This is a genomic window from Catenisphaera adipataccumulans, from assembly GCF_014202755.1.
Classification (GTDB): domain Bacteria; phylum Bacillota_I; class Bacilli_A; order Erysipelotrichales; family Erysipelotrichaceae; genus Catenisphaera; species Catenisphaera adipataccumulans.
Window position 1 is genome coordinate 50,672 of record NZ_JACHHK010000005.1, and the last position, 25,315, is coordinate 75,986.

The following is a 25,315-nucleotide window of genomic DNA, read 5'->3' on the forward strand; positions in this document are numbered from 1 at the left end:
CTCCTGTTTTTTATTGATTGGAAAAGGAATAAGCCATTACGCCTTGTGACAATAATGTATCCATCTTCCATGATTTTTTGGTATTCTTTTTACTGTTTGGATCACAGATCTTGACCGTACCGTCCTTATTGATGCCGGATAATACGATAAAGTGACCGACGCTGGTAAAAATGCCTGCTTTTACGCTCATGATGATCGGATGGCCGGCCTCCAGTTCGCTTCGGATCGAATCAGCGTCCAGTGAAACAGACGTGCAATTGACACCGTAATATTCGGCAGCCTTCGGGAAGAGATCCCACGAAGTACCGGCGCCGTCTACGTATTCATTGTTGGCTTCCGAAAACCGGTCCAGTTCTGCCGGCGTCAGAGAACGGTCCTGTTTGAGATAGGAAAGGACCATGGACAGTGAGGTCGGCGCACAGCCGGTGCGGGCCATGGCGGCTTCGCCGTAAGTTTGATAGCCCCAGCGTGTATCCCATTGGATCAGGCTGACGACATGATCTGAATTGACTTCGGATTTTTTCAGCGGTTTTGTGTAGCTTTTACCTTTCCGTTTTGGATATTGATAGAGGTATTCAAAACGGTCGGTATCCTTTGAGGCATATTTGATGATATCGGTTGGATAATCCTTGTAATGTTTGATGATCGAAATGACCTTATCCGGATCCTGGGTATAGAGGAAAGGTTTCAGATATTTCTTTTTAGCAGCGCTCATTTTCGATTCACGGTAAAGCTTTTTGATTTCCTGCTTTTTTTGTGCGCGCTGCTGTGCGATTTTTTCAGCGTTTTCCTGCTGCTGATTTTGATAAGCGGCATAGCCTAGGCCAAGCGCTAAGGCCAGAATGACAAGGACCGCAAGCAGCCGGCGGATGAAACGCTGACGTCTTTTTTTGGTTTCTACTTTTATCATATAGAAGATTATACACCGATTTTAATAAAAAAAGCGCCGTTTCGGCGCTGTATATGCGATGGCGGAGACGGTGGGATTCGAACCCACGTGCCCGTTAAGACAACTCGATTTCGAGTCGAGCTCGTTATGACCACTTCGATACGTCTCCAGTCGACGTTCATTATATCATGATTTTAATAGACGTGCCACAAGATATTGAGAATTCTCCGGGACCGTGCTACACTGCTGTCATGGTAAATTTTTTGATTCGTAAATATGTTTCCGACTACGAGAAAACCGAAGATCCGACGGTCCGAAGCAAGATCGGCCGATTAAGCGGGATCGTCGGGATCTTTTTCAATATATTGCTTTTTGCGCTGAAGTTTGCGATCGGCACCGTTGTGCATTCGGTCTCCATTCAGGCCGATGCCATCAATAACCTGACGGATTCCGGTTCCAGCTTCCTGGAGATCATTTCGTTTCATTTTGCGCAGAAACCAGCCGATGAGGAGCATCCGTTCGGTCATCAGCGTACGGAAACGATCGCTTCGTTTTTAGTAGCGATCATGCTTGGGTATCTGGGCTTAAAGATGATGGAAGAAAGTGCGGTCAAGATCCTGCATCCGGGAACGATCGATTTCCGGATGACGTCGGTGGTCATCCTGCTTTTTTCTGTCGCGGTCAAGCTTTATATGTATTTTTACAATCGGTCATTGGCCCGCCGTTATTCGTCCTCTTTGCTGCAGGCGACTGCGGCCGATTCAATCTCTGATGTGATCGGCACGAGCGCAGTATTGATTTCTACTGTCATTTCGCCGCTGATCCATTTTAATTTGGATGGTTATATGGGTGCGGTCAGTTCGATCATCATTTTATACGGCGCATACCAGCTGCTCAAGGAAGTCGTGGATTCACTGTTGGGCAAGGCGCCGGATCCGGAAATGGTCAAAGAGCTGAAACAGCGGATCATCGATCATAAAATGATCCTGGGTGTTCATGACTTGATCATTCATGATTACGGTCCGGGGCAGATCTTTGCGAGCGCGCATGTTGAAGTGGACGCGGATGCGAATATTCTGAAGATCCATGATGAGATCGACAACATCGAACGGCAGATCCACAATGCGATGAACATTGAATTGGTCCTGCATATGGATCCCATCAAGGTCAATGACCCGGAAACCGATTTATACAAAGACAGGCTGGCTGCCGCGATCAAGGAAATCGGTGCTCCGTGGTCCTTCCATGATTTTCGCATCATCAACGGTCCGACCCATACGAACCTGGTATTCGATCTGGTGATTCCGTTTGATGAACCGCGGACCAAAAAGGAAATCATCCATACACTGCGTCAGCACATTGATGCCGATCATCCAATCTATCTGGTCATTACTTTAGATCATCCGATGAGTTAAACTTCGATAATTTGTTTGACGTCACGGACGATTTCCTTTTGTGCCGGTGTCAGCTTATTGGTGATCAGCAGATCAAATTCACCGAATTTACAGAAAGAATAAGAAGTTTTCTTGAGAAATTTGGACTTATCCGCGATCGCGACCAGCTTTTTTGCCCGGGTGATCAAATGACGCTTGATCGGAATTTCGTCATATCCCAGCGTCGTAAAACCGGAATTTTCGGCAATGCCGGCAGTGCCGACGATCGCGATATCAAACATGAACCGTTCCAACATATCAATGACATCCGGTCCAATGGTGCGCAGACCGATGTTCAGAACGCTGCCGCCGCATAAAATCACATTTAAATTCATTGAACTAGCCTGATATGCCAGCGGGATACTGCTCGTGACAATTGTCAGGTCTTTTTTGTGGGCCAAAGCCGGCAGACCGGATATAACTGTGCTGCCTGCATCAAGATAAACGACTTGACCATCGTGGATTTCCTGCATGGCGCGATACGCGACCCGGCGTTTGTCTTCAACGTTTTCTTTACCGCGCATCATGATCGGCAGTTCTGTAATGGCAGTAACCGCCCGGGCATAACCATGTTCACGGCGGACCAGGTTCTGCTGTTCGAGTTCGTTTAGATCCGTGCGGATCGTTTCCGGTGTGACTTGCAGGCGGTCGGCCAGCTCAGCGATCCGAATACGATCGCACGAATCGAGGATCCGGCGGATCTCAAGCATCCGTGTATCTTTTTTTTTGGACATAAAATTCGCTTCTTTCTTTTTTAAACCGAAAAATAATAGATCTAATTTTATTAAAACAGAATATTTTTCTTTTGAATAGGGATTTTTTCGCGAATTGGCAGTTTTTTGTGTTTCTTTCTGGCATACTGAAAGTACAAGGAGAACAACTATGACGATCATCCATCTGGAACCGCAGGAATTTACCGAAAAATTATTTGTTTATCGCGCGATCGTGTATGCGAGACCGTTTGTTTTAGAAAACCATATTGCCGGTATGGTTTATCTGTTCGATGGTTCTGATGGGGATGTGTACTATTTGGATCGTATTTATAATGCATATCGTCAGGAGGAAATAGATCGAATGGATCCGCAGCGGCGGCATGCAGATTTATATCGGAAAGTCGCTCTTGATGCCTGCCTGACGCATTGATCATGCAGAAAAGAAGGAGGGCCGATCATGCAAGTGATTCATTTGGATGCGCGGGAATTCATCACGGCGTCGCATCATCGTTACGATATCACGGCCCGCCCGTATGTCCTAGATAATGGTATTGCGGGAATGGTCTATATGTTTGAAGGCGAAGGCAGCCGGGTCTATTATCTGGATCATATGTTTACGCCGCGGAAAGAGGATCTGAAAAGGATGGATCCGGAAGATCTCCATGCCGAGCTGTATCGCAAAGTGGCGCTGGATGTGCGCTTGAAAAATTAGCTTCCTCGTCTCCCCGAAAGGGGAGATTTTTTTGAAAAAATAATGAAACGAAAAATAATTCATTAAATATTTATTAAACAAAGAAAATAATCATTTGAATAATCTAAAATCAAAAATTTTTATTGATATGTTGAATTTCTCATGGCATACTGTGACCGTAAACAGGAGGTACATCATATGACGAATGTAGTACATTTAGAACCAAAAGAATTTGTTGAAAAACTCAGCGCACAGCACAAACAAATTTATGCACGCCCGTATGTGCTGGACAACGGTATTGCCGGCTTGGTTTACATGTTTGACGGCAAAGATTCAAATGTCTACTATCTGGACCGGATGTATGCTCCGCGCCAGCAGGAAGTCGATCAGATCGATTTCTATACGCTGCATGCCGAACTGTATCGCAAAGTGGCATTGGATGCCCGTCTGACACATTGATCACGATCGTTAACATATAGAATGCAGCCCATGAAAATACTCATGGGGGTTCTTTATGCGAAGTTTTTATCGGATATGAATTTCGTTTTCCTATAAATGAAAATGCTATACTGTATGAAGAAAGACCGAATCGATCGCCTATTGCGGCAGAAAGAGGGTGCGTCATGTATAATCAACAATTAGAAACTTTTATTGCGGTTGCCGAAGCGGGCAGCTTTTCAAAAGCGGGTGAAAAATTATATATTACATCCACGGCTGTGATCAAACAAATCAACATTCTGGAAGAACGGCTGCAGGTAAAGCTGTTTTCCCGTTCCAATAAAGGCGTAGCTCTGACCAAAGCTGGGGAGTCCTTTTATAAAGATACAAAGTATATTTTACAATATATGGATGATTCAGTTCGACGGGCGAGACAGACCATGCATAGGGAGGAAACTGTGATTCGTATCGGAACTTCACCGATGACGCCCGCGCAAGTTCTGCTTGATTTGTGGCCTTCACTTCATAAAGAATGCCCAAGTCTGCAATTTCAGTTGGTTCCTTTTGAGAATACGCCAGAAAACGCAAAAGAAATTCTGGAACATCTTGGTGATCATATTGATATGGTGGCTGGCATTTTTGATGAGGATCTTCTGAAACAACGAAAATGTCAAGGATTGATCCTGCGGCGAGAACCCATTTGCCTGGCTGTATCACTGAATCATCCATTGTCGGCGAACAATCGATTGACAATGCAGGACCTTTACGGGCAGAGTATGATGCTGATTCGCCCCGGTGCATTTCATGAGGTGGATCTGCTCCGTGAAGAACTGAGGAAACAGTATCCTAAGATCGATCTTAAAGAGTTTTCTTTCTATAATACCGAGATCTTTAATCAATGTGAAAAAGGTGAGAGCCTGCTGATGGCGGTTAAAAATTGGGAAAACGTCCATCCGCTTCTAAAGATCATTCCAGTCGAGTGGGATCATTCCATTCCATTTGGTCTGTTGTACTCTGCTCATCCATCAGACACTGTCCAAAAATGTATAAATTCGATCAAGAAGATCTATAACCTTAAGGTTCATGCAAGGTAAATTATCGGAACTTCCTTTCTCTTTTCTTCGATTCTAAAATGAATTTAAATAAAGGAGGAGAACATGGAATATAAAACATTAAATGATGGTCATAAAATGCCTATGGAAGGATTCGGCGTTTATCGTGTAACGGATCGAACAGAATGTGAAAATGCGGTCTATCAGGCAATCCGTGCTGGTTATCGTCTTCTCGACACGGCGGCAATTTATGGCAATGAAGATGCTTTGGGCAATGCAGTCCGAAAAGCGATCCAGAATGGTCTGGTCAAAAGAGAGGAGCTTTTCATCACATCAAAAATCTTCCCGTCGGATATGATGTCTTATGACACGGCCAGAGCTGCAGTGAATACTTCTCTTCAAAAAAGCGGACTTGACTATTTTGATCTTTATTTGATCCATCAACCTTATGGTGATTATTTTTCTGCATGGCGTGCGATGGAAGATGCGAAGAAGGAAGGAAAACTGAGAAGCATCGGAGTTTCCAACTTTTTCCCGAACTTGTTGGTTAACTTTTGCGAAACAGTTGATACAATTCCTGCTGTCAATCAAATTGAAACACATCCTTGGTACGTCCGTAATCAGGATCTTGGTACAGCGCATCACTATGGTGTCGCTGTAGAAGCCTGGGGTCCTTTGGGAGGAACGAGATATCACGCGGATGAATCAGATATCTTAAAAAGTATCGCAAAGAAATATCATAAAACACCTTCACAAATCGTTCTTCGCTGGAATATTGAACGCGGCGTCATGATCATTCCGAAATCGGTTCATGAAGAGCGGATCCGCCAGAATATTGATATTTGGGATTTTAGTCTGACGAAGGAAGAAATCCAAATGATCAATACGCTGGACACCAATGGCATCGCTACCAGTTCACGCAGAAATGATCCCGATCAAGTTCGGCTTATCTTTGAAATGGGACGAAATATGAAAAAGTAACCATAAAATCCGGCGCAATTCAACATTGTTTTTGAAGTAGATATCCATTGTATTTACATAAAAAATCATCGATGAATTTCAGGGAGCCTTTGAACGGTTGCTTATATTTTCTCTCTATTATCTCATCATGAATCAGCGAAATCCCATTATCAAAATGGAAAACGCTGATTTTTTTTATGGACAGCGATCGAATGAACTCGTCATAAGGATAAATGCTTCGTGTAAGGGAATAGAATTCCTCTTTAAAAAAACCAGTAATGATGATATTTCGTATTGGAGGAATTTTTTTCATGCTTGAATGAAATAATTAAAGAGTCTATACTAAATCTGTGCCTGTATGGAAGACAACTGTCGATTATTAACAGACACATGAAGGAGGAAACATGGAACAATATGTAGAATGTACCCATGACGGAAGGACCCTGCGCGGCATGATGCACGTTCCGTCTCATACCGGGAAGGTCCCAATGGTCATCCTTCTGCACGGATTTCAGGACGACCGCAATGAAATCAATTTTGTGCATACCGAGCTTTCCCGCCGCTTGTGCGATGCCGGCATTGCCAGTGTGCGCTTTGATTTATACGGCAGCGGTGAAAGTGACGGATGCTTTTCCGACATCACTGTTTCCGGTGAAATTGCGGATGCGGAAGCCATTCTGGCGTATGTGCGCAGCCTGGATCTTGTCGATCCGGACCGTATTGCCTTTCACGGCACCAGCCTGGGCGGCTGTGTTGCGGCAATGACTGCGGGACGCCATCATCAAGAAATCCGCGCTTTGTCCACGTGGTGCGCAGCCACTGATCTGATCACTAATCTGCAGGAACATCAGACCTTATGCGGATTGGATGTATCGGATATTGAAACGAAGGGCTATGCCGATGTGGAAGGTCTGCGTTTCAGTGTTGATTTCTATCATGATGCGCTGCAGCTGGATCCATATGGCGATGCAGCCAAGTTTGATAAACATGTGAATTTGGTGCATGGCGATCAGGATGCCACGGCTTCATGCGAAAATTCAAAAAAGCTGAAGGAAATCTATGGAACGCGGGCAAATTTGCTTATTGTCAAAGGAGCGGGCCATCGCTTTTTATCGATGCCGTTCCGGGAAGCGCGCGAGCGCAGTGCGCTGGAATTTTTAAAATCTGAATTGTGTTAGGGAGAGAAAAGATTATGGAGAACACAAAATCAAGAAAACAGCCGTCAACGGTTTTTGCGGTTGTTTCCTTTATCGCAATCGTAGCCGTGCTGATCATCATGATCAACTTAGGCGTGAATACGACACTGTCCGTTTTTGCCGGTGTGATCATGGCCGTGATCGTCACTGCTTTATTGGGAATTCCTTGGAAAGAAACCGAAAAGAATATTATTTCGGTCGCAGCTGACTGTATGCCGACGTTTTTGATCGTCATCATGGTCGGTATGTTGGTGGGCATCTGGATGGCCAGCGGTACAGTGCCGTCCTTGATGTATTACGGCATGCAGATCATCTCACCGAAGATCCTGGTACCGCTGGCTTTCGTCCTGTGCGGACTGACTTCAGAATTTACCGGTACGTCGTTTGGATCGGTGGCAACGATGGGTCTGGCGATGGTCGGCATCGCTTCGACGACCTCGATCCCAATTCCGCTGGTGGTCGGCGCTATCGTATCCGGAGCCTGGTTAGGGGATAAAATGTCACCATTGTCGGATACTACGAACCTGGCCAGCGGCGTTTCAAAAGTCGGCTTATATGACCACATTCATTCGATGATGTATACGACGCTGCCGGCCGGTATCGTAGCGCTGATCCTGTTTACGATTGCCGGACTGCATTACGGCGGCAACATGGATACAGCGCAGCAGCAGCTGATCATGAATACATTGGCGGATAATTTCCACATCAGTTTGATTTTGATCCTGCCGTGCATCCTGGTCATTTTGATTTCCGTATTCCGTCTGCCTTCTTTACTGGGCATGGGACTGGCTGTTGTCATCAGTACCATTTTCGGATTGGTCTTCCAGGGAGTCGGCTTCGTGCAGCTGATGGATTATGCGTTCAACGGATTCTCGATCAAGACCGGAGTGGCGATCGTCGATCCGATGCTCAACCGCGGCGGTGTGCTGTCGATGAGCGAACTGCTTGTGACCTTTATGATCGCCAGTGTCATGGGTGCGATCATCACGACCAGCGGCATTCTGGATGTACTGGCAAAGAATGTCCTGCTGAAGTTCATCAAAAACAAGTCCATCCTTGTGTTGGTCACATTGATCTACTGCTACATCGTCAATTTCCTGACGGCCGGCGGACAGACGGTTGCCATCATTGTTACGGAACAGACATTTGAGACCACTTATAAAGATATGAATATTTCGCGGCGGGTCCTGTCACGAACCTTGGAAGATGCCGGTACGTTGTCCGCGCCAATCGTTCCTTGGGGAGTTGCGACCATCTATGTCATGGGCGTGTTGGGCTGCTCCAATGCGTATATTCCATATGCGTGGTTCATCTTCATCGTACCGATCTTCTCGATGGTCTGCGCGATCACCGGCATCGGTATGTGGGACGCAGACGAAAAGCCGCTGCGTACGAAAAAGGCATAAAAATAAGCAGCCGTATGGCTGCTTTTTTATTGTGCGTCTTTTGGCGGCCAGCCCCAATAGGCCCATGAAGGCAAATAATCTGCCAGATCTTCGAATAAATCACCAAATATCATAAAACGGTAATCCGATAAATGCGCTCCGATTTCATCCAATTCATTCAGGATATGATCGGCAATTTCTTCCCGCGTCTCCAATCCGGTACGAAGCATATGTACGGTGCGGCGTGTCAGCTTTTCCGATTCTGAACGGCCGATGGACTGTTGATAGGCATCGGCTTCCTGCGGGGAATAAAAATCGGTATAGAGCTGCAGTTCTTTTTGTTCATCGGCGTTTAGATATAAAAAGTTGTTCAGGCGCCGGCCGCCGATTTGTTTGATTTGTTCCGGATCGATGCCGTTTGCCTGCAGGATTTCCGGGCTCGTGCGCAGCCGGTCCAGAAAGGTGTGGAATTCCAGTTCAGCCGGAATGCGGTGCAAAACCGAGCACTGCAGAAATTCTGTCGGTACATAAATGGAATAAGGACGACGCTGATCCGGCAGGGCAGATATATCCAGCGAATACCCATTGATGCCGATCAGTTCATGGTGCACGATGATCTGTGCTTCAGGACCTGTCGGCGCTTCCCGATAAAGTTCACTGGCCTGATAAATACGATATGGCATGTCTGCCATCCGGCGTGCTAAGCCGGCATAGGCACAAAGCTTGGCTTTAGATATCACAGGGAATCCCGGCTCATTGTGGTTGCGCAGGACTTTGTAGACTTCCCATAACTCATCCATATCGATCATGCCGTAGGTGTTGGCAGCGGCAGCCAGAAAAGCTGGGAAAAATTGCTTTTCGGTCTCACTGAAACCGGCTTTTTCGATGCGTCTGGCAATGGTCTGCGGCTGCAGCGGAGCAGGATAAGTCATAGTGCCTCCTTGATGTACGCAAAGGTAAAATGTTCACCGCCGCCGATGCCGTCCCGGCGATAACTGAAACACGTTTCATCGGTCTTGGTATCGAGCGAGCTTGGATGGATATCCGTGATGCCGTATTTTTTCAGCATCTTGATATTGATCCCCTGATTGTCGATATAAGCCTTGCCTTTTCCGGTGTATCGGATACAGCCTTCGGTATCGAGATGCTTCATCTGTTCCGGCACTTCCAATCCGACCTCAAGCGAATCATACTGCAGACTTGGGCTGAAATAGGCGGCGGTGTGCTGCGGGTGCAGCAGATGCAGTGCGGTCAGCTCTTTCAGACAGGCATCGGTGATGGCTTGTGCGGTGCCGCGCCAGCCGGAATGGATCACCGCAATACACGGGGTGGTCTCATCGATCAGGATCAATCCGATACAATCAGCGGTAAACACGCCGATCAGGATACCGGGTTCTGTCGTGTACAGGGCATCTGTATTCATGATGCTTGTATTGACATCGACGGTGCCCCGGCCGCGGTCATCTGCGGTCACACGGGCAATATTAGCAGTATGTTTCTGCCACGGCAAGGCCCAGCGGGCCATCGGAATGCCAAGCTCCTCGGCCAGGGCGCGCCGGTTGGCCAGAACAGCCTGCGGGTCCTTGCAGATGTGCAGGGCCGTGTTGTTGGATTCCGGGCGAAGCGGATCACGCATCGTGGTACCGGCCAGGATCCGGTCGTTTTTATACGTTACAATGTTTCTGCATCCATTCATATAAATCATTATACACTTGTATACGATTGGTTTCATTCAGCACTTCATGACGGTCGTTTTCATATAGGCGTAACTGTACGTCGCTGATGCCGGCGTCGATGAATTTATCGTAGACCGCTTTGACGCCGACACCGTTTTTGCCCACCGAATCATCGGCGCCGGAGATAAACAGGATCGGCAGACTTTTGCGGATGGAATAGATATGTTTATCCGCATATTCCAGACCTTCTGCCATATTGTAAAAGGCGTTGACCGTAAACATAAAGTTGTTCAGCGGATTGGCATTGTATGCATCGACGATGGCTTCATCTTTGGTCAGCCAGTCATTGCGGGTGCGGGCCGGTTCAAATTGTTTATTGTTGGAGCCCAGTGCGATCTTGGTCAGTGCCGGACTGCGGTACATCCAGCCGTATTTCTTGGCCAGCAGCGCACTGGCTGTCTTTAAAAATTCCAAAGCTGCCCGCGGCTGATCGGCGGTGCCCATGATGATCGCACCTTCCAGAGAGTCGCTGTACATGGAGATGAACTGACGCGCCAGAAAGGATCCCATACTGTGGCCTAAGAATATATAAGGCAGGCCGGGATATTTTTCGCGGGTCGAATATTGCAGCTTGCGCAGATCCTGGATCACGCAGTCATTGCCGTTTTCGGCAAAATAGCCCAGGTGTTCGTTGTCGATGACGGATCGGCCGTGGCCTAAATGATCGTTGCCGACGACCAGGATCCCGCGCTCAGCCAGCCAGCGGGCAAAATTATCATATCGGTCGATGAATTCGACCATGCCGTGGGCAATCTGTACGATGGCGCGCGGCTTTTCCGGGATCCACTCGACGGCATGGATTTGAGTGATGCCGTCCGCGGATAAATAGGTAAATTCTTGTTTTTTCATAAGGTCCTCTTTTCTGCTTCCATCATAGCATTATCCAGGAGATGAAACAAAGGCTATGATAGGTTGACAGACGATCCTATTTAGAATACTCTCTAATTAGAAAGATATCTAAATAGGAGGCGTCATGTCCTTTCAAAAAACGTTTAAAGCATTGTCGGATCCGGTGCGCCGGCAGATCCTGGATCTGCTGAAGAACGGACGGATGTCCGCGGGTGAAATTGCCGGTTCTTTTCAAATGACAGGAGCAACGATCTCTTATCATTTAAAGATCTTAAAACAAGCGGATCTGGTCACAGAAACACGGGAAAAGAATTTTATTTATTATGAACTGAATGCCAGCGTGCTGGAGGAAACGATTTTATGGCTGAAAGATCTGACGGCCTAGGGAGAACAAGATGAATAATTGGATCAAAGAAAACAAATGTATGGTCATTTTAAGTTATGTGGTGATCCTGGTCTGCATCGGTGTCGGGTTGATTTTATGGCCGCAGCTGCCGGAACAGATCCCTACGCATTTTGATGCATCCGGAACGCCGAATGGCTGGAGCGGACGCTTTATGGCAGTGATCGGTCTGCCGCTGATCCTGCTGGCGGTCCAGGCGCTGATGCTGTTTGTGACCAAGAAAGATCCGAAAAGCGAAAACCAACCCGCAAAAATGAACCGGATCCTGGTCATGATCATCCCGATCTTATGTGTGATCATTCAAAGCATCATGCTCAGTTATGGGTTAGGTCATACAGTCAAGGTGAATGTATTATTGACCCGGGCGATGGGGGTCCTGTTTCTGCTGATCGGCAATTATCTGCCGAAGGTCCGCAGCAACTATACAGTGGGGATCCGGCTGCCGTGGACACTGGCGGATGAAGGAAACTGGCATGCCACACATCGGGTCGGCGGATTTGCATTTGCGGCAGCCGGCATCCTGATGCTTCTGGCTTCGTTTCTGAAGCATGCAGATCGGATGAGCATTGTGATGCTTGCGGCCGTTCTGATCGCCGTTCTGGTGCCGTCCATTTATAGTTACTGGTATTCAACAAAACATCTATCTTAAAAAGAATCACTCGTGCAGTCAGCGGCTGCACGATTTTTTTCCTTGATATCACTAAAATATCTAGCACTTTATGCTTGACGGTGCTAATTATTATGGTATACTGTTAGCAGACATGGAATAAGAGTGCTAGAAAGGAGCCGAAAATGGAACTAACACAGCGACAAAAAGCAATCTTCCAAGCTATTGTTGAAGAATTTATCCGTTGTGCAGAACCGATCGGCTCGAAGACGTTGATGAAGCTCCTTGATTTCAACGTATCCAGTGCGACGATTCGCAATGAAATGGCGACGTTGGAAAAATATGGACTGATCGAAAAGACGCATACATCTAGCGGACGGGTTCCTAGTCGAAAGGGTTATCGGTATTATGCCGAACACATGATGATATCCGAACTGGATGAGTCGACGAAAGCTGCTTTGGGCACGATCTTCAATGAACGGCATATGTCGTTGGATGAAGCAGTGCGCAAGACCAGCGAGATCTTGAGCGATTTGACCAATTTGACCTCGATCGTACTGGGGCCGGATGAATCGACACAGACGCTGCAGAATGTTCAGTTGATTCCGATTAGCTCACAGAGTGCCGTGGCAATTATTGTCACGAACACGGGACATATTGAAAACAAAGTTTTTCAATTCGGAACCGATGTATCGTCAAAGGATCTGAAAACGTGCTGCGAGCTGATGAATAAAGAACTGACTGGCACACCGATCAATAAAGTCGTCGACCGAATGGAGGAAATCAAACCATTGATGTCCGCCAATTTGGTGCGTTCGGAAGTGCTGTTTGAATCATTCGTGACCGCGTTCATGCGGTTTGCGGAAGAAAAGGTCGCGGTTTCCGGCCGCAGCAACATGTTGGCACAACCCGATTTCAACAGTATTGAAAAATTGCGTCAGTTGATGAAAGTCCTTGAGGACGGCAAACTTTTCCAAGAGTGGACCGACCAAGAGGGAAATGTGGCGATCCAGATCGGCAGCCGCAACGAACTGATACAGATCGGAGACGTATCCGTGATCACCACGCGTGTTCATTATAAACAGGAAGAGGGACAGCTGATGGTCGTCGGGCCAAATCGGATGCAGTACTCAAGAGTCATCGCCTTGATGGACTATATGTCCGATGTCCTGGAGGACGTATTCGATGATAAAGGAGGTCAGGATGATGAGCGAAGAAACGAATAAAACAACGGAGACGGCTGGAACAGAAAAGCCGGCAGCTGAAGAAACGGCAAAGCAGGCATCTGAACCGAAGGAACCGATGCAGGAAGATAAATCAGCAAAGAAAGAAAAGAAAAAAGACAAAAAAGAGAAAAAAGAAAAGAAAGCCAAAAAAACAAAGGATGACAGTGCTGAAGTCATCCAGAAATTGCAGGAAGCGCTCAAACAAGCGCAGGATGATCGGGCCAGAGCCTATGCAGATGCGGAAAACATGAAAAAGCGTCTGCAGAAGGAAGCGGACAACGCAAAGAAGTACCGATTCCAGGATGCGGCGCTGAACCTGCTGCCCATTGTCGATTCCATGGGCATGGCATTGAATGTCCAGACCGACAATGAAGAAATTAAAAACTATGTGAAAGGCTTCGAGATGATCTACCGTCAGCTCCAGCAAGTTCTGGAGAATGAAGGGGTCAAGGAAATTGAAGCCGAGGGCAAAGCTTTTGACCACAATACGATGCAGGCGCTGATGCAGGAAAAGCAAGAAGGCGTTGAATCAGGTATGGTGATCGAAGTAATGCAGAAAGGATATATGTTGAAAGATCGTATTTTACGACCGGCCTTAGTCAAGGTCAGTGAATAATTAAGGGAGGAATACATTATGGCTAAAATTATCGGTATTGATTTAGGTACTACGAACAGCTGTGTTGCCGTTATGGAAGGTAAGGAAGCAAAGGTCATTCCAAACCCGGAAGGCAACCGTACAACACCAAGTGTTGTTGCATTTAAGAATGGCGAGCGCATCGTTGGTGATGCCGCAAAACGTCAGGCTGTAACGAATAAAAACACGATCAGTTCCATCAAACGGAAGATGGGATCTAATGAAAAAGTAACCGCAGAAGGCAAAGAGTACACGCCGCAGGAAATTTCCGCAATGATCCTGCAGTACATTAAGTCGTATGCAGAAGATTATTTAGGCGAAAAAGTGGAGCATGCCGTTATTACAGTACCGGCTTATTTCAATGACTCTCAGCGTCAGGCAACCAAAGATGCCGGCAAGATCGCCGGATTGGAAGTTGAGCGTATCATCAACGAGCCGACCGCAGCTGCACTGGCATATGGTATTGATAAAACAGATAAAGAACAGAAAGTATTGATCTATGACCTGGGCGGCGGAACATTTGATGTTTCCATCCTGGATCTGGCCGACGGTACATTCGAAGTATTGTCCACCAACGGTGATACGCACTTAGGCGGCGATGATTTCGATAACGTTTTGGTTGAATGGATGATCGATGAGTTCAAGAAAGAAAATGGTATCGATCTGTCGAAGGATCCGATGGCCATGCAGCGTTTGAAAGAGGCTGCCGAAAAAGCGAAGAAAGATCTGAGCGGTGTCATGCAGACACAAATCTCGCTGCCGTTCATTTCTGCCGGTCCGTCCGGCCCGCTGCACCTGGATATGACATTGACTCGTGCAAAATTCGATGAGATGACCCGTCATCTGGTAGAACGTACGATGGAACCGATCCACAACGCTTTGAATGATGCAAAACTGAGTGCATCGGATATCGATCAGGTTCTGTTGGTCGGCGGTTCGACCCGTATCCCGGCGGTACAGGAAGCCGTACAGAAAGAATTAGGCAAACAGCCGAACCATTCCGTTAACCCGGATGAAGCCGTAGCGATCGGTGCTGCGATCCAGGGCGGTGTCATTTCCGGTGATGTCAAAGATGTATTGTTACTGGATGTTACACCATTGTCTTTAGGTATCGAGACCATGGGCGGTGTCATGACGGTATTGATCCCGCGTAACACGACGATCCCGACCAGCAAGTCGCAGATCTTCTCGACCGCTGCTGATAACCAGCCGGCTGTTGATATCCGTGTCCTGCAGGGTGAGCGCCCGATGGCAAACGACAACAAGGAACTGGGCAACTTCCAGCTGACCGGTATTGCACCGGCACGCCGCGGTGTTCCGCAGATCGAAGTTACCTTTGATATCGATGCTAACGGTATCGTAAACGTCAGCGCCAAGGATAAAGGCACCGGCAAAGAGCAGGCGATCACCATTCAGAGCTCCAGCGGTTTGAGCGATGAGGAAATCGATCGTATGGTCCGTGAAGCCGAAGACAATAAAGAGGCCGATGAAAAGCGGAAAGAAGAAATCGATGTCCGCAACCGTGCTGAGGGTTTGATCGCACAAATCGATGCTACGCTGGAAGACAACAAGGATAAGATCGATCCAAAACAGGCGGAAGAAACTAAGAAAGTTCGTGATGAGCTGCAGAAGGCATTGGATGAAAACAACATGGATGAAGTACGCAGAAAGCTGGATGCTTTGGAGAAAGCGGCACAGGCTGCCGGCGCTTCCATGTATCAGAATGCGAACAACAACACGCAGTCAAATACGAACAGTTCAAATACCAATAACAACGATGATGTTGTGGATGGTGAATATACTGAAAAGAAGTAATCATTGTAAGAAGTTCCGGGCACGGAACTTCTTGTGTCTGTTTTTCCAGAAAGGATGATGTCTCATGGCGGACCAAAAACGAGATTATTATGAAGTGCTGGGAGTATCACGAGACGCTTCGGAAGATGAGATCAAGAAGGCTTACCGTAAGCTGGCGATGAAATATCATCCCGATGTGAACAAGGACCCCGGTGCAGAGGATAAATTTAAAGAGATCAATGAAGCGTATGAAGTTTTAAAAGATCCGGAAAAACGGCGTCAGTATGACCAGTTCGGCCATGCCGGTGTGGACGGCCAGTTCGGTCAGGGCGGTGCCGGATTTACGGATTTCGGCGATTTGAATGATTTGTTCGGCTCCTTCTTCGGCGGCGGTTTCGGCGGCTTCGGCGGTTCTCAGCGGGCGCAGTCCAGAAGACCGCGTCAGGGAAACGACCGGATCATGCAGATGCGCATCGATTTCATGGATGCGGTCTTCGGCAAAACAGAGACCATCAGCCTGGATGTCGATGAGCAGTGTGATCATTGTCACGGTTCCGGTGCTGAATCACCCAGCGATGTGCAGACGTGTCCGACCTGCCATGGCAGCGGTTACGTGATGAGCCAGCAGCGTACGGCATTCGGCGTGATCCAGCAGCAGACGGTTTGTCCGGACTGCCACGGTACGGGCAAAAAGATCACCCGGGCGTGCCATGTCTGCCACGGCAAAGGTTACGAGCATAAACATGTAAAACTGGATATCAAGATCCCGCAGGGAATCCAGTCCGGTCAGCAGATCCGTATTGCCGGTAAGGGCGAGCGCGGCATCAACGGCGGACCGAATGGCGACTTATACATCGAAATTACGGTACGGCCGCATTCCGTATTCAGCCGTCAGGGCGATGATATCTACATCAAGGTGCCGATCAGCGCCATCGATGCGACCATCGGTACATCCATTCAGGTGCCGACCGTATATGGGGATGTAGAGCTGAAAATTCCGGAAGGCACGCAGCCGAATACGAAGTTCCGTTTAAAGGGCAAAGGTGTTAAATCAAGACGCGGTCAGGGCGATGAGTACGTGGAAGTCAATGTGGAAATTCCGCGCAAGGTCAGCCGGAAGGATCGCGAGATGTACGAAAAACTGCGCAGCAGTCAGAACGACTCGCCGTTTGAACGGTTTAAAAAAGCGTTTAAATAAAGCAAAAACCTGTGAGAGTTCACAGGTTTTTCCATGCGTTTTCGTCATTTTGTCCGTTTACTCATAATCGTAAACGTGTATAATTCACGTAAGAGGTGATGATATGCCGATTAATATCCCGAATGAATTACCGGCAAAAGATATATTAGAAAGTGAAAAGATCTTCGCAATCGAGGATGCCAGTGCCGAACGGCAGCACATCCGTCCGCTGCGGATCGTGATCCTGAATCTGATGCCGAAAAAAATCGAGACAGAAACACAGATCCTGCGGCTGATCAGTAAATCTCCGCTGCAGGTCGATATCGATTTCATGAAGACAGAGTCACATGAATCGAAGAATACAAGCAAGGATCATTTGGTCAAATTTTATACAAATTTTGCGGAATTAGCCGACAATTACTATGATGGAATGATCATCACCGGGGCACCGGTGGAATTGATGGAATTCGAAGAAGTGGACTATTGGGATGAATTATGTAAGATCATGGAATGGTCCAAGACCCATGTGATGTCGACGATGCATATCTGCTGGGGCGCACAGGCCGGTCTGTATTATCATTACGGCATTCAGAAAGAGACGCTGCCGGAAAAATTATTTGGTATCTTTCCGCAGGAACTGGTCGATGAATACGATTTTCTGACCAATGGCTTTGATGAAATACACTATACGCCGCATTCCCGGCACACAAAGATCGATGAAAAAGCGCTGGCGGCAGAAAAACGCTTGGTGGTCCTCAGCCGTTCGGAAAAGACCGGCAGCAATATTATCGTCACCAAGGGATATCGTCAGATATTTGTGATGGGCCATTTTGAATATGGTGTGGATACGCTGGCACAGGAATATTTCCGTGATGTGAAGGCCGGCAAACCGATCCATATTCCTGAAAATTATTTCCCGGATGACGATCCGAAGCAGAGGCCGATCTTAAAATGGCGTTCACATGCAAATTTATTGTACCGTAACTGGCTGAACTATGTTTATCAGGTCACGCCGTTTGAGATCGAAAAAATCAAAGATATGGAATTGTACCATGGCAATAAAGACCAACATGGCTATGCCAGGGCATTTAAAAAAGACTAGTTTAAAACTAGTCTTTTTTTACGACCGTATGCATGGTGAAGGTGGCAATGCATAAGATCTTGCCGTCTTCATCCGTTACTTCGGTTCGGTAGACACCAATGGTCCTGCCGCTTGTCATCTCGTGTGCTTCGCAAATGAGATTGCCGTGGATGCCGGGGCGCAGAAAATTGATGTCTCCGCTCATGGTGACGACAGATTTTCCGGTTGCCTGGGCACAGGCACCGGCTACAGTGTCCGCCAGAGCAAACAGTGCACCGCCGTGCACAAAGCCGTGCGCATTCAGAATTTCTGGCTGTATATCAAGTCTTCCTTTTGCATAGCCCCGGCGCACTTCCGTGACGCGGATCACGCTTTTGTTAAGCATATCCAAACGATAATAGTCTTTTGTATCCATAGGGGCATTATATCATAAATCTGTGCAATTTCATTTTGAGATTGTGGTATAATATTGGGCATTAAGAAAAGAGGATTTATCATGAGTGAAAACCCGGTTGTGCAGATGATTTTTGTCGTTATCATTGTTTTAGTATTCGGCTATTATACAGTGCGTTCGCTTCAGCAGTATCATCAGTTTCGGATCGCGTCCAAGGAATTTCTGGCATCGCATACAGATACTGAACCATATAGAAGTTCGAAAGCTTGGTTCGTTTGGATCGCGCTCGGCTGTGCGTTAAGTTTGTTTTTTGCGATATTAGGAACGATGGATCAGTCAATGGATTTAAGTTCGACCATTTCATTCTATGCATTGGCAGTTGCATTTGTCGGACTGTATGCCGAAGGATATACGCGACGGAATGTATGGTACACGGACGATGGTTTCTTTTTTATTGATACGTATTATCGATTCCGATCGATTCGTGGCTTTGAGGAAAAAGGTAAATTTGCCAAAAGCATGGAAATCACTTTGACGAATCAAGAATATTTGGATCTGCCGATGGGTCTAGGTACGGATATTCGAAATCGATATGAGCAGTGGAAAGTGAATAAAAAGAAAAACAAACGTCATGGCAGCCGTAAAAAATAATGTGTAAATTATGTGAATTTTGCGGAAAATCAGTTCCCATTTTATAATAAATACGTTATAATACCTCGGTAGGACAGGAGTTAATATGAGTATTTTCGGAGGAATGAATAATCAAGCGATTTTTCTTCTGGTCGCAATTATTTGTATCGGCTTTACCGGTTATACGTTTGTGAAAAGTATTCAAACATTCAGAAGATTTTTAACGCAGTCAAAGGAACTGCAAAGCAAAGAATATACAGTTGTAAATAATTCGACCGCATCGGTTTTAATTTCTATCGCGGCGGCTGTTGTGTGCGTGGTTTTAGGTTATATGACTTATGCGGGACAGATGCCGGTAGCGGCAGATCAGCTGCCGTATTATCTATTGGCATATTTAGTACTGGCAATTGTCTTTTTTGGCCAATCATTTGAAATTTATGCGCATCGCAATATTTTATTTGCGAATGACCGATTTTGGTATAATGAGAAATTTTATCGTTACCGGATGATTTCCGGTTATGAAGTGAAACGGAATCCGACCCGTGCCGTGAAGGTGAAGTTTGCGAATAATGAAGAAATCACCTTATCACGTAAAATGGCGCTGGAAGTCGAACATCGCGAGCAGGCTTGGAAGGCGGCCAAAAAAGCGCGGAAAGCAAAGAGAAAGTAGGAATCCACGATGGCGGATGCAAGAGAACGGAACAAAGAAGTATTAAAAAAGACATCGGAAGTCAATGAAGAACTTTCGGAACTGGAAGAAATCAAAAAAGATCAGGCAGATCTTGATCAGGCAATCTTGAATGAGCAGGAAAAAAAGAAGAAAAAAAGCGGGGAAGCAACCGCGACACGTTTGATCGTCGATGTGTTTAAGGACCATCATGCGAATAATGCCAAACGTGCCATCCCGATCGCGGCATTCAAGGATCTGAAGTTATCCAATACCACAATTTCATATACAATGGCTAACTTGATTTCTCAGGAAGTGGTCATTCAGACAAATGATCAGCGCTATTGGTTCAATGAAGAAAAATGGAATGAATTAAGCAAAGGGGTGCTTCGCGGATACATGATGATCATCGTTGTTCCGCTGGTCGTTGCACTGATTTGTATCCTTTTGATCAGCCTTCACAACGGTACTTTCAGCATTTTCCGATAAATTGATATTTAAGTGATTCAATTGTGTGAAATATGTGTGAGACAGCTTGAAAACGTTTTCTTTATTCGCTATAATGAAACTGTTCAAGTACGTATAGTACAAATACGGAGGGCATAATATGAAATACGTTGTATTAGTAAGCCATGGTGAATTTGCACCAGGGCTGCATTCAGCTGTCAAAATGATGACCGGAGACCGTGAAGATGTTTTATCGACTAGCCTGAAAGATGGTATGGGTGCCGATCAGTTTGCAGAAAACTTTAAAGAGTTGGTAAAAGACATTAAGACAGATGACCAGATCATTTTATTAGCAGATATTCTGAGCGGTTCGCCGTTTACGAATGCGCTGAATGTACTGTCAGAAAAAGGCATGCTGCCGAACACATTGGTCATTGCCGGTATGAATATGCCGTTGGCTTTGACAGCTGTATTGATGAAAGATAATTTTGATAATTTGGATGAGTTCGCAGAGGCTCTGCTGAACGAAGGCCGCTCGGGTGTTACACGCTTTGATGTAAGCGAAGATGACGACGAGGACGAAGACTTATAAGATTTGGCTGTAATGTTGTCATACATTTAAGCATAGGACTAATTAAGAGGAGGAAGACAAAATGATTAGTTTCGTACGTGTTGATGACCGAATCATTCACGGACAAGTTGTTACAAGATGGTCGAAAGAGTTCCCTTGTGACGGAATCATTGCTGTTAACGATAAAGCAGCAACTACGCCGGTTTTGGCAAAATCTTTCAAAGCAAGTACAGATAAGAAAGTATTTATTTGGACGATGGAGCACTTCCTGGAAAAACAGGATTCTGTTCGTAAATCGGCTCGTAACTATTTCTTGATCACGAAGAACCCGATTGATATGAAGAAGATCCTGGTTGATAATAAGTTCGTTCCGGATAATGTTAAGACTGTTATCATCGGACCGTGCAACGATCGTCCGGGTGCAACGAAATTAGGAAACAACCAGAGTATTACACAGGAAGAAGCAGATGCGATCGAAGCGATTTCTCAGGCAGGTTATACGGTAGAATTCGCATTGGTTCGTGAAACGTCCATCGGTACTTGGGACAAATTCAGATCTAAATTCGGATACTAAGAGGCAGAGGTATTCGATTAGATAAATAAAAATTAAAGGAGAGAAGAATTTATGACTTGGTTACAAGCAATTATTATTGGTATTTTAAGTTGTTTGGCCGCTTCTGTTCCTGCAATGGGTGGTACGACGTTCGGTAACTATACGTTGAACCGTCCATTAATTGCCGGCTTTGTATTGGGATTGGTATTTGGTGACATCCAAGGATGTATCCTGTTATCGATCCCGATGCAGACGATGTGGATTGCCATAGTTACTCCGGGCGGAACTGTCCCGGCTGACTTACGTGCCGTTTCTTACATCGGTTTGCCATTGGCATATGTAGGTGCACGAGCTGCTGGTATGGACTTTGCAGGTAAAGATGCACAAGGTTTGGCTGCTAGTATTTCTGCCATGACTGGTGTCATCGGTGTTACGTTATTCTACGGAACTTCCATGATGAACCTGATTTGGCAGCACTGGGGCTGGGCACAAATCGAAAAGGGTAATATCGAATGTGTCGGTTTAGTTGATGCTGTTCTGCCTTGGATCACTAACTTGATCATTTCCTTCTTACCAGTAATGTTATTATGTAAATTTGGTGCTGACGCCGTTGAAGACTTGTTCAAGAAGATGAATACGGATGTTTGGTACATTAAAGCAATCTTGACTGTCGGTTCTGTATTGCCGGCTGTAGGTATCTCGATCCTGTTGAAGGCCGTTGTCACAAAGACTTCTGACCTGATCTACTTCTTGGCAGGATTCTCGATGGCTGCATCCATGGGCTTGACGCTGTTGGCTGCTACGACTGTCGGCGGTGTATTCGCTCTGTTGGACTACAAGATGGCTATGAACAAATTGGAACTGCAGAATGCCGGAGGCGCTGCTGGATTTGATGATGATGAGGAGGATATCTAATTATGGCTGAAGAAAAGAAACTCTCCCAGAAAACATTAAATACAACATTCTGGCGTTGGTGGTATGGTAACTTAACTTGCTTCTCTCACGAGCACATGCAGACATTTGGTTACATGTGGGCAATGTTGGCAGTTATCAAAGAATTGTACCCTGATGATCATAAGAAACAGGAAAAGATCATGGAAACGTATCATCCGTTCTTCAATACCGAGCCGGAAATCGGTGGTATCGTAGTCGGAATTACCTGTGGTCTGGAAGAAGCACGTGCAAACGGTGCTGAAGGTATCGATGATGAAATGATCAATGGTATCCGTGCCGGTCTGATGGGACCTTTGGCAGGTATCGGTGATTCCCTGATCGTCGGAACTTACATTCCTATTCTGTTAGGTATCGCTATCGGTTTAGCTGAAGGCGGCTCTCCGATCGGCCCTATCTTCTATATCTTAGTTTGGAATATTACTGAAATCTTATTCGAGAAATGGGTCTTCAAGAAAGGCTACGAACTCGGTGGTACTGCTGTCGATGTATTGGTCGGTGACCAAGCAACCGCATTCCGTGACGCTGTCATGGTATTAGGTCAGGTTATCGTCGGTGCAATGGCTGCATCCTGGGTAAGTATTTCTTCCCCGATCGTTATCGCTCAGGACTCTACTGGTGCTGATGTAACGTTAATTTCTCGTTTGGATGGTGCATTCCCAGGCTTGTTAACTTGCGCATTCGTAATCTTTGCTTGGTGGCTGCAGGCTCATAAGAACATGTCGGCCGTTAAGGTATTGTTACTGTACGTAGTTATCGGTTTCGTAGGATCCGTTATCGGATTGTTGGGAAGCTAGTAAGACGATTAAGCGAAGGTTTATCCTTCGCTTTTTTTATTGTATTTATGCATAAAAGCCGATATAATAATTGCAATGTTTTTATGCTGAGGAGGAAGAAGAATGGCATTATCCAGAAAGGAACGTGAACAGCTGGCACTGGCCATTGAACAGGAAAATGTGATGCTGAAACGCGTAAAACGAGTGATCCGGACAGAAATCATTCTGTTTGCGTTATTTGTCGTTTTCTTTGTGTGGGGATGGTATGACAGAAATGATAAAATGCTGCCGCATGTCAGTGACGGTGCTTTGGATGTGATCAAATGGATCGGAACCATCGGCGGGGCCGTGATGGGAATCATTCTGATTTTATCGTTTATTTCTTATTCAAACGGCCGGAAGAGCCTTTTGGCAAAGATAAACTTGTATGACGAAGGAAAAGGCAAGAAATAAAAACGTTTTCACAAACTTTCACATTTTTTGCACGTATCTATCAGATTATTTCTTAGTAGATTGTAAGTGAGCTGAAGATGTGGCTCACTTCATAATCAAATTCCCTTTCTTAAAACTTTCTTGAAGACGTCGTAGGTATAAATGCTGTACTTACGGCGTTTTCATTTGCCTGCGGAAGCCTGAATTTTTGTGAAAGCCACAAAAAGGCCCCACAACTTAAGGCACTTGAATACAATTGACTGCACCAAAAGGACCTAAGGTTTGAGTTGGATATTAAGTTTAATAGATAAATCAAAATGTAGGGTATAAGGATCTAAAATGTTTTGCTTCATTTAGTATATTTCTCTTTGTGTAAAGAAAATCTTAGAATATAATATGCATGTAAAAGGTTAATCTTTTTTTAAATCATTGTAATTATTCATCATAGAAAATATGGAACCAACGTACGTCATTTCAGGATCCGCATCATTCTATCTGCTATGACGGACTAACATTTTGTGACGGTTTTATGTTTTTATTTCCTGCTAACTATATTGCAAGGCATTTATACCAAAAGGTAATCCATTTTCACATACGAAAGCTTCCGAAAAATATTAAAAAAGCTAGAGACATGAAAAAATCTTTTATGCTTGAAAGAGGTATTATCAAAAGATTTGAAATTGCTGCAAAAAAGAAAATGTAAGTAAACATCTGTTATAAGGGAATTTATTGAGGAACACTCGAACTATACGATTCATGAGTGGAAATCTTCTATATCATTCAAATCTAAACAATAAATTGGAACAATGGAGAAAGTATGACAAAAAAAGAAGAAAAAGAAAAAGTAAAACAGTTTGCCAAACAACATGGATATGATTTTGCATCATTCCTAAGTGAATGGAATGGATACCGATGCTATGAACCGGAATTTGAGGGAGATGGCATGAATTTTGTTGGATTGCCGCTGATCATACTGGTTTCTGCAGATGGGAACATAAGAATGTCGACAGCGGATGAGGCAATGCAGTTTCTGCGTGAGGCAGACATAGATTAATTTTGCTTGATGATACTCATAAACAGACCCCGATGCGGCTGCACCGGGGCTTTTTTAGTCGTCTACTTCGTAGTCATCGTCTTCGTCGTCTTCTTTCTCAACTTGATGCATTTTCTTCGTTGTTGTAACGCCGGAGACGGAAAGTTTAAATTTGAGCTGACCATTTTTGTAGGTGAATTTCTTTGTTGATTGTTGGGAGGCAAGCAGGGCATTTTCCATTTGATCTGTATCGCCTTTGCTGGTCCAAGAATATGTCGTGACATGTTTCTTTGGTGCCTTATACGTGCCGATCCAGTACAAAGCTTCCGTCTCTTCTTGGTCGGCTGTTTCTTCCTGTTCAAAATAAACCGTGATCGTGCCGTCCTCGATTTCGGCTTCCATATATGAACCATCGTCATCCATTTCAGTCTGCCATGTACCAGTCAAGTCTGTTGGCTTTTTGACTGACGCTGAATGAGTCGAGCTGTTGGTCCCGCAGGCCGCCAAGCCAATGACAAGTGCAAAGCTCATCACAAATTTCAAGAATTTCTTCATCGATCGTCCCTCCATTTCCAACGCTTTTTATTGATAACGAAT

General features: G+C 45.7%; 31 protein-coding genes and 1 tRNA gene. 24 read left to right on the forward strand and 8 right to left on the reverse strand.

Annotated elements, in window-relative coordinates; all coding sequences use genetic code 11:
- Positions 1 to 10: 10 nt before the first annotated feature.
- Both HNQ47_RS07025 and HNQ47_RS07030 read right to left on the reverse strand, forming a co-directional pair.
- Complete coding sequence (locus tag HNQ47_RS07025) at positions 11 to 910, reverse strand: C39 family peptidase (protein ID WP_183328691.1); 900 nt, start codon at positions 908 to 910, stop codon at positions 11 to 13.
- A 59-nt stretch (positions 911 to 969) separates the two neighbouring features.
- Positions 970 to 1,058: transfer RNA gene (locus HNQ47_RS07030), tRNA-Ser, on the reverse strand.
- Positions 1,059 to 1,140: 82 nt separating this feature from the next.
- On the opposite strand from HNQ47_RS07030, the gene HNQ47_RS07035 reads away from it, so the two are divergent.
- The gene (locus HNQ47_RS07035) at positions 1,141 to 2,304 is read left to right on the forward strand and encodes a cation diffusion facilitator family transporter (protein ID WP_183328692.1); all 1,164 of its coding nucleotides are present in this window, start codon (positions 1,141 to 1,143) and stop codon (positions 2,302 to 2,304) included.
- On the opposite strand, the gene HNQ47_RS07040 is transcribed toward HNQ47_RS07035, so the two are convergent.
- Positions 2,301 to 3,056: a DeoR/GlpR family DNA-binding transcription regulator gene (locus HNQ47_RS07040; protein ID WP_183328693.1), complete on the reverse strand. Its 756-nt coding sequence runs from the start codon at positions 3,054 to 3,056 to the stop codon at positions 2,301 to 2,303. The two genes, HNQ47_RS07035 and HNQ47_RS07040, sit on opposite strands and share 4 nt — an antisense overlap.
- A 148-nt stretch (positions 3,057 to 3,204) precedes the next feature.
- Here HNQ47_RS07040 and HNQ47_RS07045 point away from each other — a divergent pair, with 148 nt between their 5' ends.
- The 7 genes from HNQ47_RS07045 (at position 3,205) to nhaC (ending at position 8,778) form a co-directional block, all read left to right on the forward strand.
- A complete protein-coding gene (locus HNQ47_RS07045; RefSeq protein ID WP_183328694.1) occupies positions 3,205 to 3,465 on the forward strand; it encodes a hypothetical protein in 261 nt (86 codons plus the stop codon).
- 27 nt (positions 3,466 to 3,492) lie between these two features.
- Positions 3,493 to 3,747: a hypothetical protein gene (locus HNQ47_RS07050; RefSeq protein ID WP_183328695.1), complete on the forward strand. Its 255-nt coding sequence runs from the start codon at positions 3,493 to 3,495 to the stop codon at positions 3,745 to 3,747.
- Between the two features lie 177 nt (positions 3,748 to 3,924).
- On the forward strand, positions 3,925 to 4,185 hold the full coding sequence (locus HNQ47_RS07055) for a hypothetical protein (protein ID WP_183328696.1): 261 nt from the start codon (positions 3,925 to 3,927) through the stop codon (positions 4,183 to 4,185).
- A gap of 164 nt (positions 4,186 to 4,349) precedes the next feature.
- Positions 4,350 to 5,258, forward strand: a complete 909-nt coding sequence (locus tag HNQ47_RS07060; RefSeq protein ID WP_183328697.1) for a LysR family transcriptional regulator — start codon at positions 4,350 to 4,352, stop codon at positions 5,256 to 5,258.
- A gap of 63 nt (positions 5,259 to 5,321) precedes the next feature.
- On the forward strand, positions 5,322 to 6,197 hold the full coding sequence (locus HNQ47_RS07065) for an aldo/keto reductase (protein WP_183328698.1): 876 nt from the start codon (positions 5,322 to 5,324) through the stop codon (positions 6,195 to 6,197).
- Between the two features lie 383 nt (positions 6,198 to 6,580).
- Complete coding sequence (locus HNQ47_RS07070; protein ID WP_183328699.1) at positions 6,581 to 7,354, forward strand: alpha/beta hydrolase family protein; 774 nt, start codon at positions 6,581 to 6,583, stop codon at positions 7,352 to 7,354.
- Between the two features lie 14 nt (positions 7,355 to 7,368).
- Positions 7,369 to 8,778: a Na+/H+ antiporter NhaC gene (nhaC, locus tag HNQ47_RS07075; protein ID WP_183328700.1), complete on the forward strand. Its 1,410-nt coding sequence runs from the start codon at positions 7,369 to 7,371 to the stop codon at positions 8,776 to 8,778.
- A 26-nt stretch (positions 8,779 to 8,804) separates the two neighbouring features.
- Here the strand turns inward: nhaC and HNQ47_RS07080 are convergent, their stop codons facing one another.
- From HNQ47_RS07080 to HNQ47_RS07090, 3 genes are read right to left on the reverse strand one after another with little or no spacing between them, the layout of a single operon-like run.
- A complete protein-coding gene (locus tag HNQ47_RS07080; protein WP_183328701.1) occupies positions 8,805 to 9,689 on the reverse strand; it encodes a hypothetical protein in 885 nt (294 codons plus the stop codon).
- Complete coding sequence (locus HNQ47_RS07085; RefSeq protein WP_246346109.1) at positions 9,686 to 10,453, reverse strand: purine nucleoside phosphorylase YfiH/LACC1 family protein; 768 nt, start codon at positions 10,451 to 10,453, stop codon at positions 9,686 to 9,688. The genes HNQ47_RS07080 and HNQ47_RS07085 overlap by 4 nt, the downstream gene beginning before the upstream one ends.
- Positions 10,422 to 11,342: an alpha/beta fold hydrolase gene (locus tag HNQ47_RS07090; protein WP_183328703.1), complete on the reverse strand. Its 921-nt coding sequence runs from the start codon at positions 11,340 to 11,342 to the stop codon at positions 10,422 to 10,424. The genes HNQ47_RS07085 and HNQ47_RS07090 overlap by 32 nt, the downstream gene beginning before the upstream one ends.
- A gap of 124 nt (positions 11,343 to 11,466) precedes the next feature.
- Here HNQ47_RS07090 and HNQ47_RS07095 point away from each other — a divergent pair, with 124 nt between their 5' ends.
- From HNQ47_RS07095 to metA, 7 genes are all read left to right on the forward strand, one after another.
- Positions 11,467 to 11,727 (forward strand): autorepressor SdpR family transcription factor, encoded by a 261-nt coding sequence (locus HNQ47_RS07095; RefSeq protein WP_183328704.1) that lies wholly within the window; start codon positions 11,467 to 11,469, stop codon positions 11,725 to 11,727.
- A gap of 10 nt (positions 11,728 to 11,737) precedes the next feature.
- Entirely contained in the window at positions 11,738 to 12,394 is a 657-nt protein-coding gene (locus HNQ47_RS07100; RefSeq protein ID WP_183328705.1) for an SdpI family protein, read from the forward strand.
- Positions 12,395 to 12,537: 143 nt separating this feature from the next.
- Positions 12,538 to 13,578 carry a heat-inducible transcriptional repressor HrcA gene (gene hrcA / locus HNQ47_RS07105; RefSeq protein ID WP_183328706.1) on the forward strand — a complete coding sequence of 347 codons (1,041 nt, stop codon included), beginning with the start codon at positions 12,538 to 12,540 and terminating at the stop codon, positions 13,576 to 13,578.
- Positions 13,556 to 14,194, forward strand: coding sequence for a nucleotide exchange factor GrpE (gene grpE / locus HNQ47_RS07110; protein ID WP_246346111.1), 639 nt, complete (start codon positions 13,556 to 13,558; stop codon positions 14,192 to 14,194). Before hrcA ends, grpE begins: the two co-directional genes overlap by 23 nt.
- Positions 14,195 to 14,212: 18 nt before the next feature.
- Entirely contained in the window at positions 14,213 to 16,027 is a 1,815-nt protein-coding gene (gene dnaK, locus HNQ47_RS07115) for a molecular chaperone DnaK (RefSeq protein ID WP_183328708.1), read from the forward strand.
- Positions 16,028 to 16,091: 64 nt separating this feature from the next.
- Positions 16,092 to 17,204 carry a molecular chaperone DnaJ gene (gene dnaJ, locus HNQ47_RS07120; protein ID WP_183328709.1) on the forward strand — a complete coding sequence of 371 codons (1,113 nt, stop codon included), beginning with the start codon at positions 16,092 to 16,094 and terminating at the stop codon, positions 17,202 to 17,204.
- A 103-nt stretch (positions 17,205 to 17,307) separates the two neighbouring features.
- Positions 17,308 to 18,285: a homoserine O-acetyltransferase MetA gene (metA, locus tag HNQ47_RS07125; RefSeq protein ID WP_183328710.1), complete on the forward strand. Its 978-nt coding sequence runs from the start codon at positions 17,308 to 17,310 to the stop codon at positions 18,283 to 18,285.
- A gap of 7 nt (positions 18,286 to 18,292) precedes the next feature.
- Here metA and HNQ47_RS07130 read toward each other — a convergent pair whose 3' ends face one another.
- Entirely contained in the window at positions 18,293 to 18,679 is a 387-nt protein-coding gene (locus HNQ47_RS07130) for a PaaI family thioesterase (RefSeq protein ID WP_183328711.1), read from the reverse strand.
- A gap of 81 nt (positions 18,680 to 18,760) precedes the next feature.
- Here HNQ47_RS07130 and HNQ47_RS07135 point away from each other — a divergent pair, with 81 nt between their 5' ends.
- The 9 genes from HNQ47_RS07135 to HNQ47_RS07175 all read left to right on the forward strand — a co-directional run bounded on the left by HNQ47_RS07135 (position 18,761) and on the right by HNQ47_RS07175 (position 24,739).
- On the forward strand, positions 18,761 to 19,309 hold the full coding sequence (locus tag HNQ47_RS07135; RefSeq protein ID WP_183328712.1) for a hypothetical protein: 549 nt from the start codon (positions 18,761 to 18,763) through the stop codon (positions 19,307 to 19,309).
- A 103-nt stretch (positions 19,310 to 19,412) separates the two neighbouring features.
- Positions 19,413 to 19,958, forward strand: coding sequence for a hypothetical protein (locus HNQ47_RS07140; protein ID WP_183328713.1), 546 nt, complete (start codon positions 19,413 to 19,415; stop codon positions 19,956 to 19,958).
- A 9-nt stretch (positions 19,959 to 19,967) separates the two neighbouring features.
- The gene (locus HNQ47_RS07145; protein ID WP_183328714.1) at positions 19,968 to 20,444 is read left to right on the forward strand and encodes a hypothetical protein; all 477 of its coding nucleotides are present in this window, start codon (positions 19,968 to 19,970) and stop codon (positions 20,442 to 20,444) included.
- A 118-nt stretch (positions 20,445 to 20,562) separates the two neighbouring features.
- Positions 20,563 to 20,994 (forward strand): PTS sugar transporter subunit IIA, encoded by a 432-nt coding sequence (locus tag HNQ47_RS07150; RefSeq protein WP_183328715.1) that lies wholly within the window; start codon positions 20,563 to 20,565, stop codon positions 20,992 to 20,994.
- Between the two features lie 61 nt (positions 20,995 to 21,055).
- Positions 21,056 to 21,547 (forward strand): PTS sugar transporter subunit IIB, encoded by a 492-nt coding sequence (locus HNQ47_RS07155; RefSeq protein ID WP_183328716.1) that lies wholly within the window; start codon positions 21,056 to 21,058, stop codon positions 21,545 to 21,547.
- A 51-nt stretch (positions 21,548 to 21,598) separates the two neighbouring features.
- The gene (locus HNQ47_RS07160; RefSeq protein WP_183328717.1) at positions 21,599 to 22,441 is read left to right on the forward strand and encodes a PTS sugar transporter subunit IIC; all 843 of its coding nucleotides are present in this window, start codon (positions 21,599 to 21,601) and stop codon (positions 22,439 to 22,441) included.
- 2 nt (positions 22,442 to 22,443) lie between these two features.
- Complete coding sequence (locus HNQ47_RS07165) at positions 22,444 to 23,274, forward strand: PTS system mannose/fructose/sorbose family transporter subunit IID (protein ID WP_183328718.1); 831 nt, start codon at positions 22,444 to 22,446, stop codon at positions 23,272 to 23,274.
- Positions 23,275 to 23,376: 102 nt separating this feature from the next.
- Positions 23,377 to 23,706, forward strand: a complete 330-nt coding sequence (locus HNQ47_RS07170) for a hypothetical protein (protein ID WP_183328719.1) — start codon at positions 23,377 to 23,379, stop codon at positions 23,704 to 23,706.
- A gap of 796 nt (positions 23,707 to 24,502) precedes the next feature.
- Entirely contained in the window at positions 24,503 to 24,739 is a 237-nt protein-coding gene (locus tag HNQ47_RS07175; protein ID WP_183328720.1) for a hypothetical protein, read from the forward strand.
- A gap of 54 nt (positions 24,740 to 24,793) precedes the next feature.
- Here the strand turns inward: HNQ47_RS07175 and HNQ47_RS07180 are convergent, their stop codons facing one another.
- Positions 24,794 to 25,273: a hypothetical protein gene (locus HNQ47_RS07180; RefSeq protein WP_183328721.1), complete on the reverse strand. Its 480-nt coding sequence runs from the start codon at positions 25,271 to 25,273 to the stop codon at positions 24,794 to 24,796.
- Positions 25,274 to 25,315 lie beyond the last annotated feature (42 nt).

Excerpts from the sequence above, each read along its gene's own strand:
- HNQ47_RS07080 (WP_183328701.1), bottom strand. The coding sequence starts at position 9,689 with ATGACTTATCCTGCTCCGCTGCAGCCGCAGACCATTGCCAGACGCATC.
- HNQ47_RS07045 (WP_183328694.1), top strand. The coding sequence starts at position 3,205 with ATGACGATCATCCATCTGGAACCGCAGGAATTTACCGAAAAATTATTT.
- HNQ47_RS07155 (WP_183328716.1), top strand. The coding sequence starts at position 21,056 with ATGATTAGTTTCGTACGTGTTGATGACCGAATCATTCACGGACAAGTT.
- HNQ47_RS07165 (WP_183328718.1), top strand. The coding sequence starts at position 22,444 with ATGGCTGAAGAAAAGAAACTCTCCCAGAAAACATTAAATACAACATTC.
- HNQ47_RS07025 (WP_183328691.1), bottom strand. The coding sequence starts at position 910 with ATGATAAAAGTAGAAACCAAAAAAAGACGTCAGCGTTTCATCCGCCGG.
- HNQ47_RS07085 (WP_246346109.1), bottom strand. The coding sequence starts at position 10,453 with ATGAATGGATGCAGAAACATTGTAACGTATAAAAACGACCGGATCCTG.
- HNQ47_RS07050 (WP_183328695.1), top strand. The coding sequence starts at position 3,493 with ATGCAAGTGATTCATTTGGATGCGCGGGAATTCATCACGGCGTCGCAT.
- HNQ47_RS07160 (WP_183328717.1), top strand. The coding sequence starts at position 21,599 with ATGACTTGGTTACAAGCAATTATTATTGGTATTTTAAGTTGTTTGGCC.
- HNQ47_RS07180 (WP_183328721.1), bottom strand. The coding sequence starts at position 25,273 with ATGAAGAAATTCTTGAAATTTGTGATGAGCTTTGCACTTGTCATTGGC.
- HNQ47_RS07170 (WP_183328719.1), top strand. The coding sequence starts at position 23,377 with ATGGCATTATCCAGAAAGGAACGTGAACAGCTGGCACTGGCCATTGAA.
- HNQ47_RS07100 (WP_183328705.1), top strand. The coding sequence starts at position 11,738 with ATGAATAATTGGATCAAAGAAAACAAATGTATGGTCATTTTAAGTTAT.
- HNQ47_RS07150 (WP_183328715.1), top strand. The coding sequence starts at position 20,563 with ATGAAATACGTTGTATTAGTAAGCCATGGTGAATTTGCACCAGGGCTG.
- dnaK (WP_183328708.1), top strand. The coding sequence starts at position 14,213 with ATGGCTAAAATTATCGGTATTGATTTAGGTACTACGAACAGCTGTGTT.
- HNQ47_RS07130 (WP_183328711.1), bottom strand. The coding sequence starts at position 18,679 with ATGGATACAAAAGACTATTATCGTTTGGATATGCTTAACAAAAGCGTG.
- HNQ47_RS07065 (WP_183328698.1), top strand. The coding sequence starts at position 5,322 with ATGGAATATAAAACATTAAATGATGGTCATAAAATGCCTATGGAAGGA.
- HNQ47_RS07070 (WP_183328699.1), top strand. The coding sequence starts at position 6,581 with ATGGAACAATATGTAGAATGTACCCATGACGGAAGGACCCTGCGCGGC.
- grpE (WP_246346111.1), top strand. The coding sequence starts at position 13,556 with ATGATGAGCGAAGAAACGAATAAAACAACGGAGACGGCTGGAACAGAA.
- HNQ47_RS07035 (WP_183328692.1), top strand. The coding sequence starts at position 1,141 with ATGGTAAATTTTTTGATTCGTAAATATGTTTCCGACTACGAGAAAACC.
- HNQ47_RS07090 (WP_183328703.1), bottom strand. The coding sequence starts at position 11,342 with ATGAAAAAACAAGAATTTACCTATTTATCCGCGGACGGCATCACTCAA.
- hrcA (WP_183328706.1), top strand. The coding sequence starts at position 12,538 with ATGGAACTAACACAGCGACAAAAAGCAATCTTCCAAGCTATTGTTGAA.
- HNQ47_RS07145 (WP_183328714.1), top strand. The coding sequence starts at position 19,968 with ATGGCGGATGCAAGAGAACGGAACAAAGAAGTATTAAAAAAGACATCG.
- HNQ47_RS07040 (WP_183328693.1), bottom strand. The coding sequence starts at position 3,056 with ATGTCCAAAAAAAAAGATACACGGATGCTTGAGATCCGCCGGATCCTC.
- HNQ47_RS07060 (WP_183328697.1), top strand. The coding sequence starts at position 4,350 with ATGTATAATCAACAATTAGAAACTTTTATTGCGGTTGCCGAAGCGGGC.
- metA (WP_183328710.1), top strand. The coding sequence starts at position 17,308 with ATGCCGATTAATATCCCGAATGAATTACCGGCAAAAGATATATTAGAA.
- HNQ47_RS07135 (WP_183328712.1), top strand. The coding sequence starts at position 18,761 with ATGAGTGAAAACCCGGTTGTGCAGATGATTTTTGTCGTTATCATTGTT.
- HNQ47_RS07140 (WP_183328713.1), top strand. The coding sequence starts at position 19,413 with ATGAATAATCAAGCGATTTTTCTTCTGGTCGCAATTATTTGTATCGGC.
- nhaC (WP_183328700.1), top strand. The coding sequence starts at position 7,369 with ATGGAGAACACAAAATCAAGAAAACAGCCGTCAACGGTTTTTGCGGTT.
- HNQ47_RS07175 (WP_183328720.1), top strand. The coding sequence starts at position 24,503 with ATGACAAAAAAAGAAGAAAAAGAAAAAGTAAAACAGTTTGCCAAACAA.
- HNQ47_RS07095 (WP_183328704.1), top strand. The coding sequence starts at position 11,467 with ATGTCCTTTCAAAAAACGTTTAAAGCATTGTCGGATCCGGTGCGCCGG.
- HNQ47_RS07055 (WP_183328696.1), top strand. The coding sequence starts at position 3,925 with ATGACGAATGTAGTACATTTAGAACCAAAAGAATTTGTTGAAAAACTC.
- dnaJ (WP_183328709.1), top strand. The coding sequence starts at position 16,092 with ATGGCGGACCAAAAACGAGATTATTATGAAGTGCTGGGAGTATCACGA.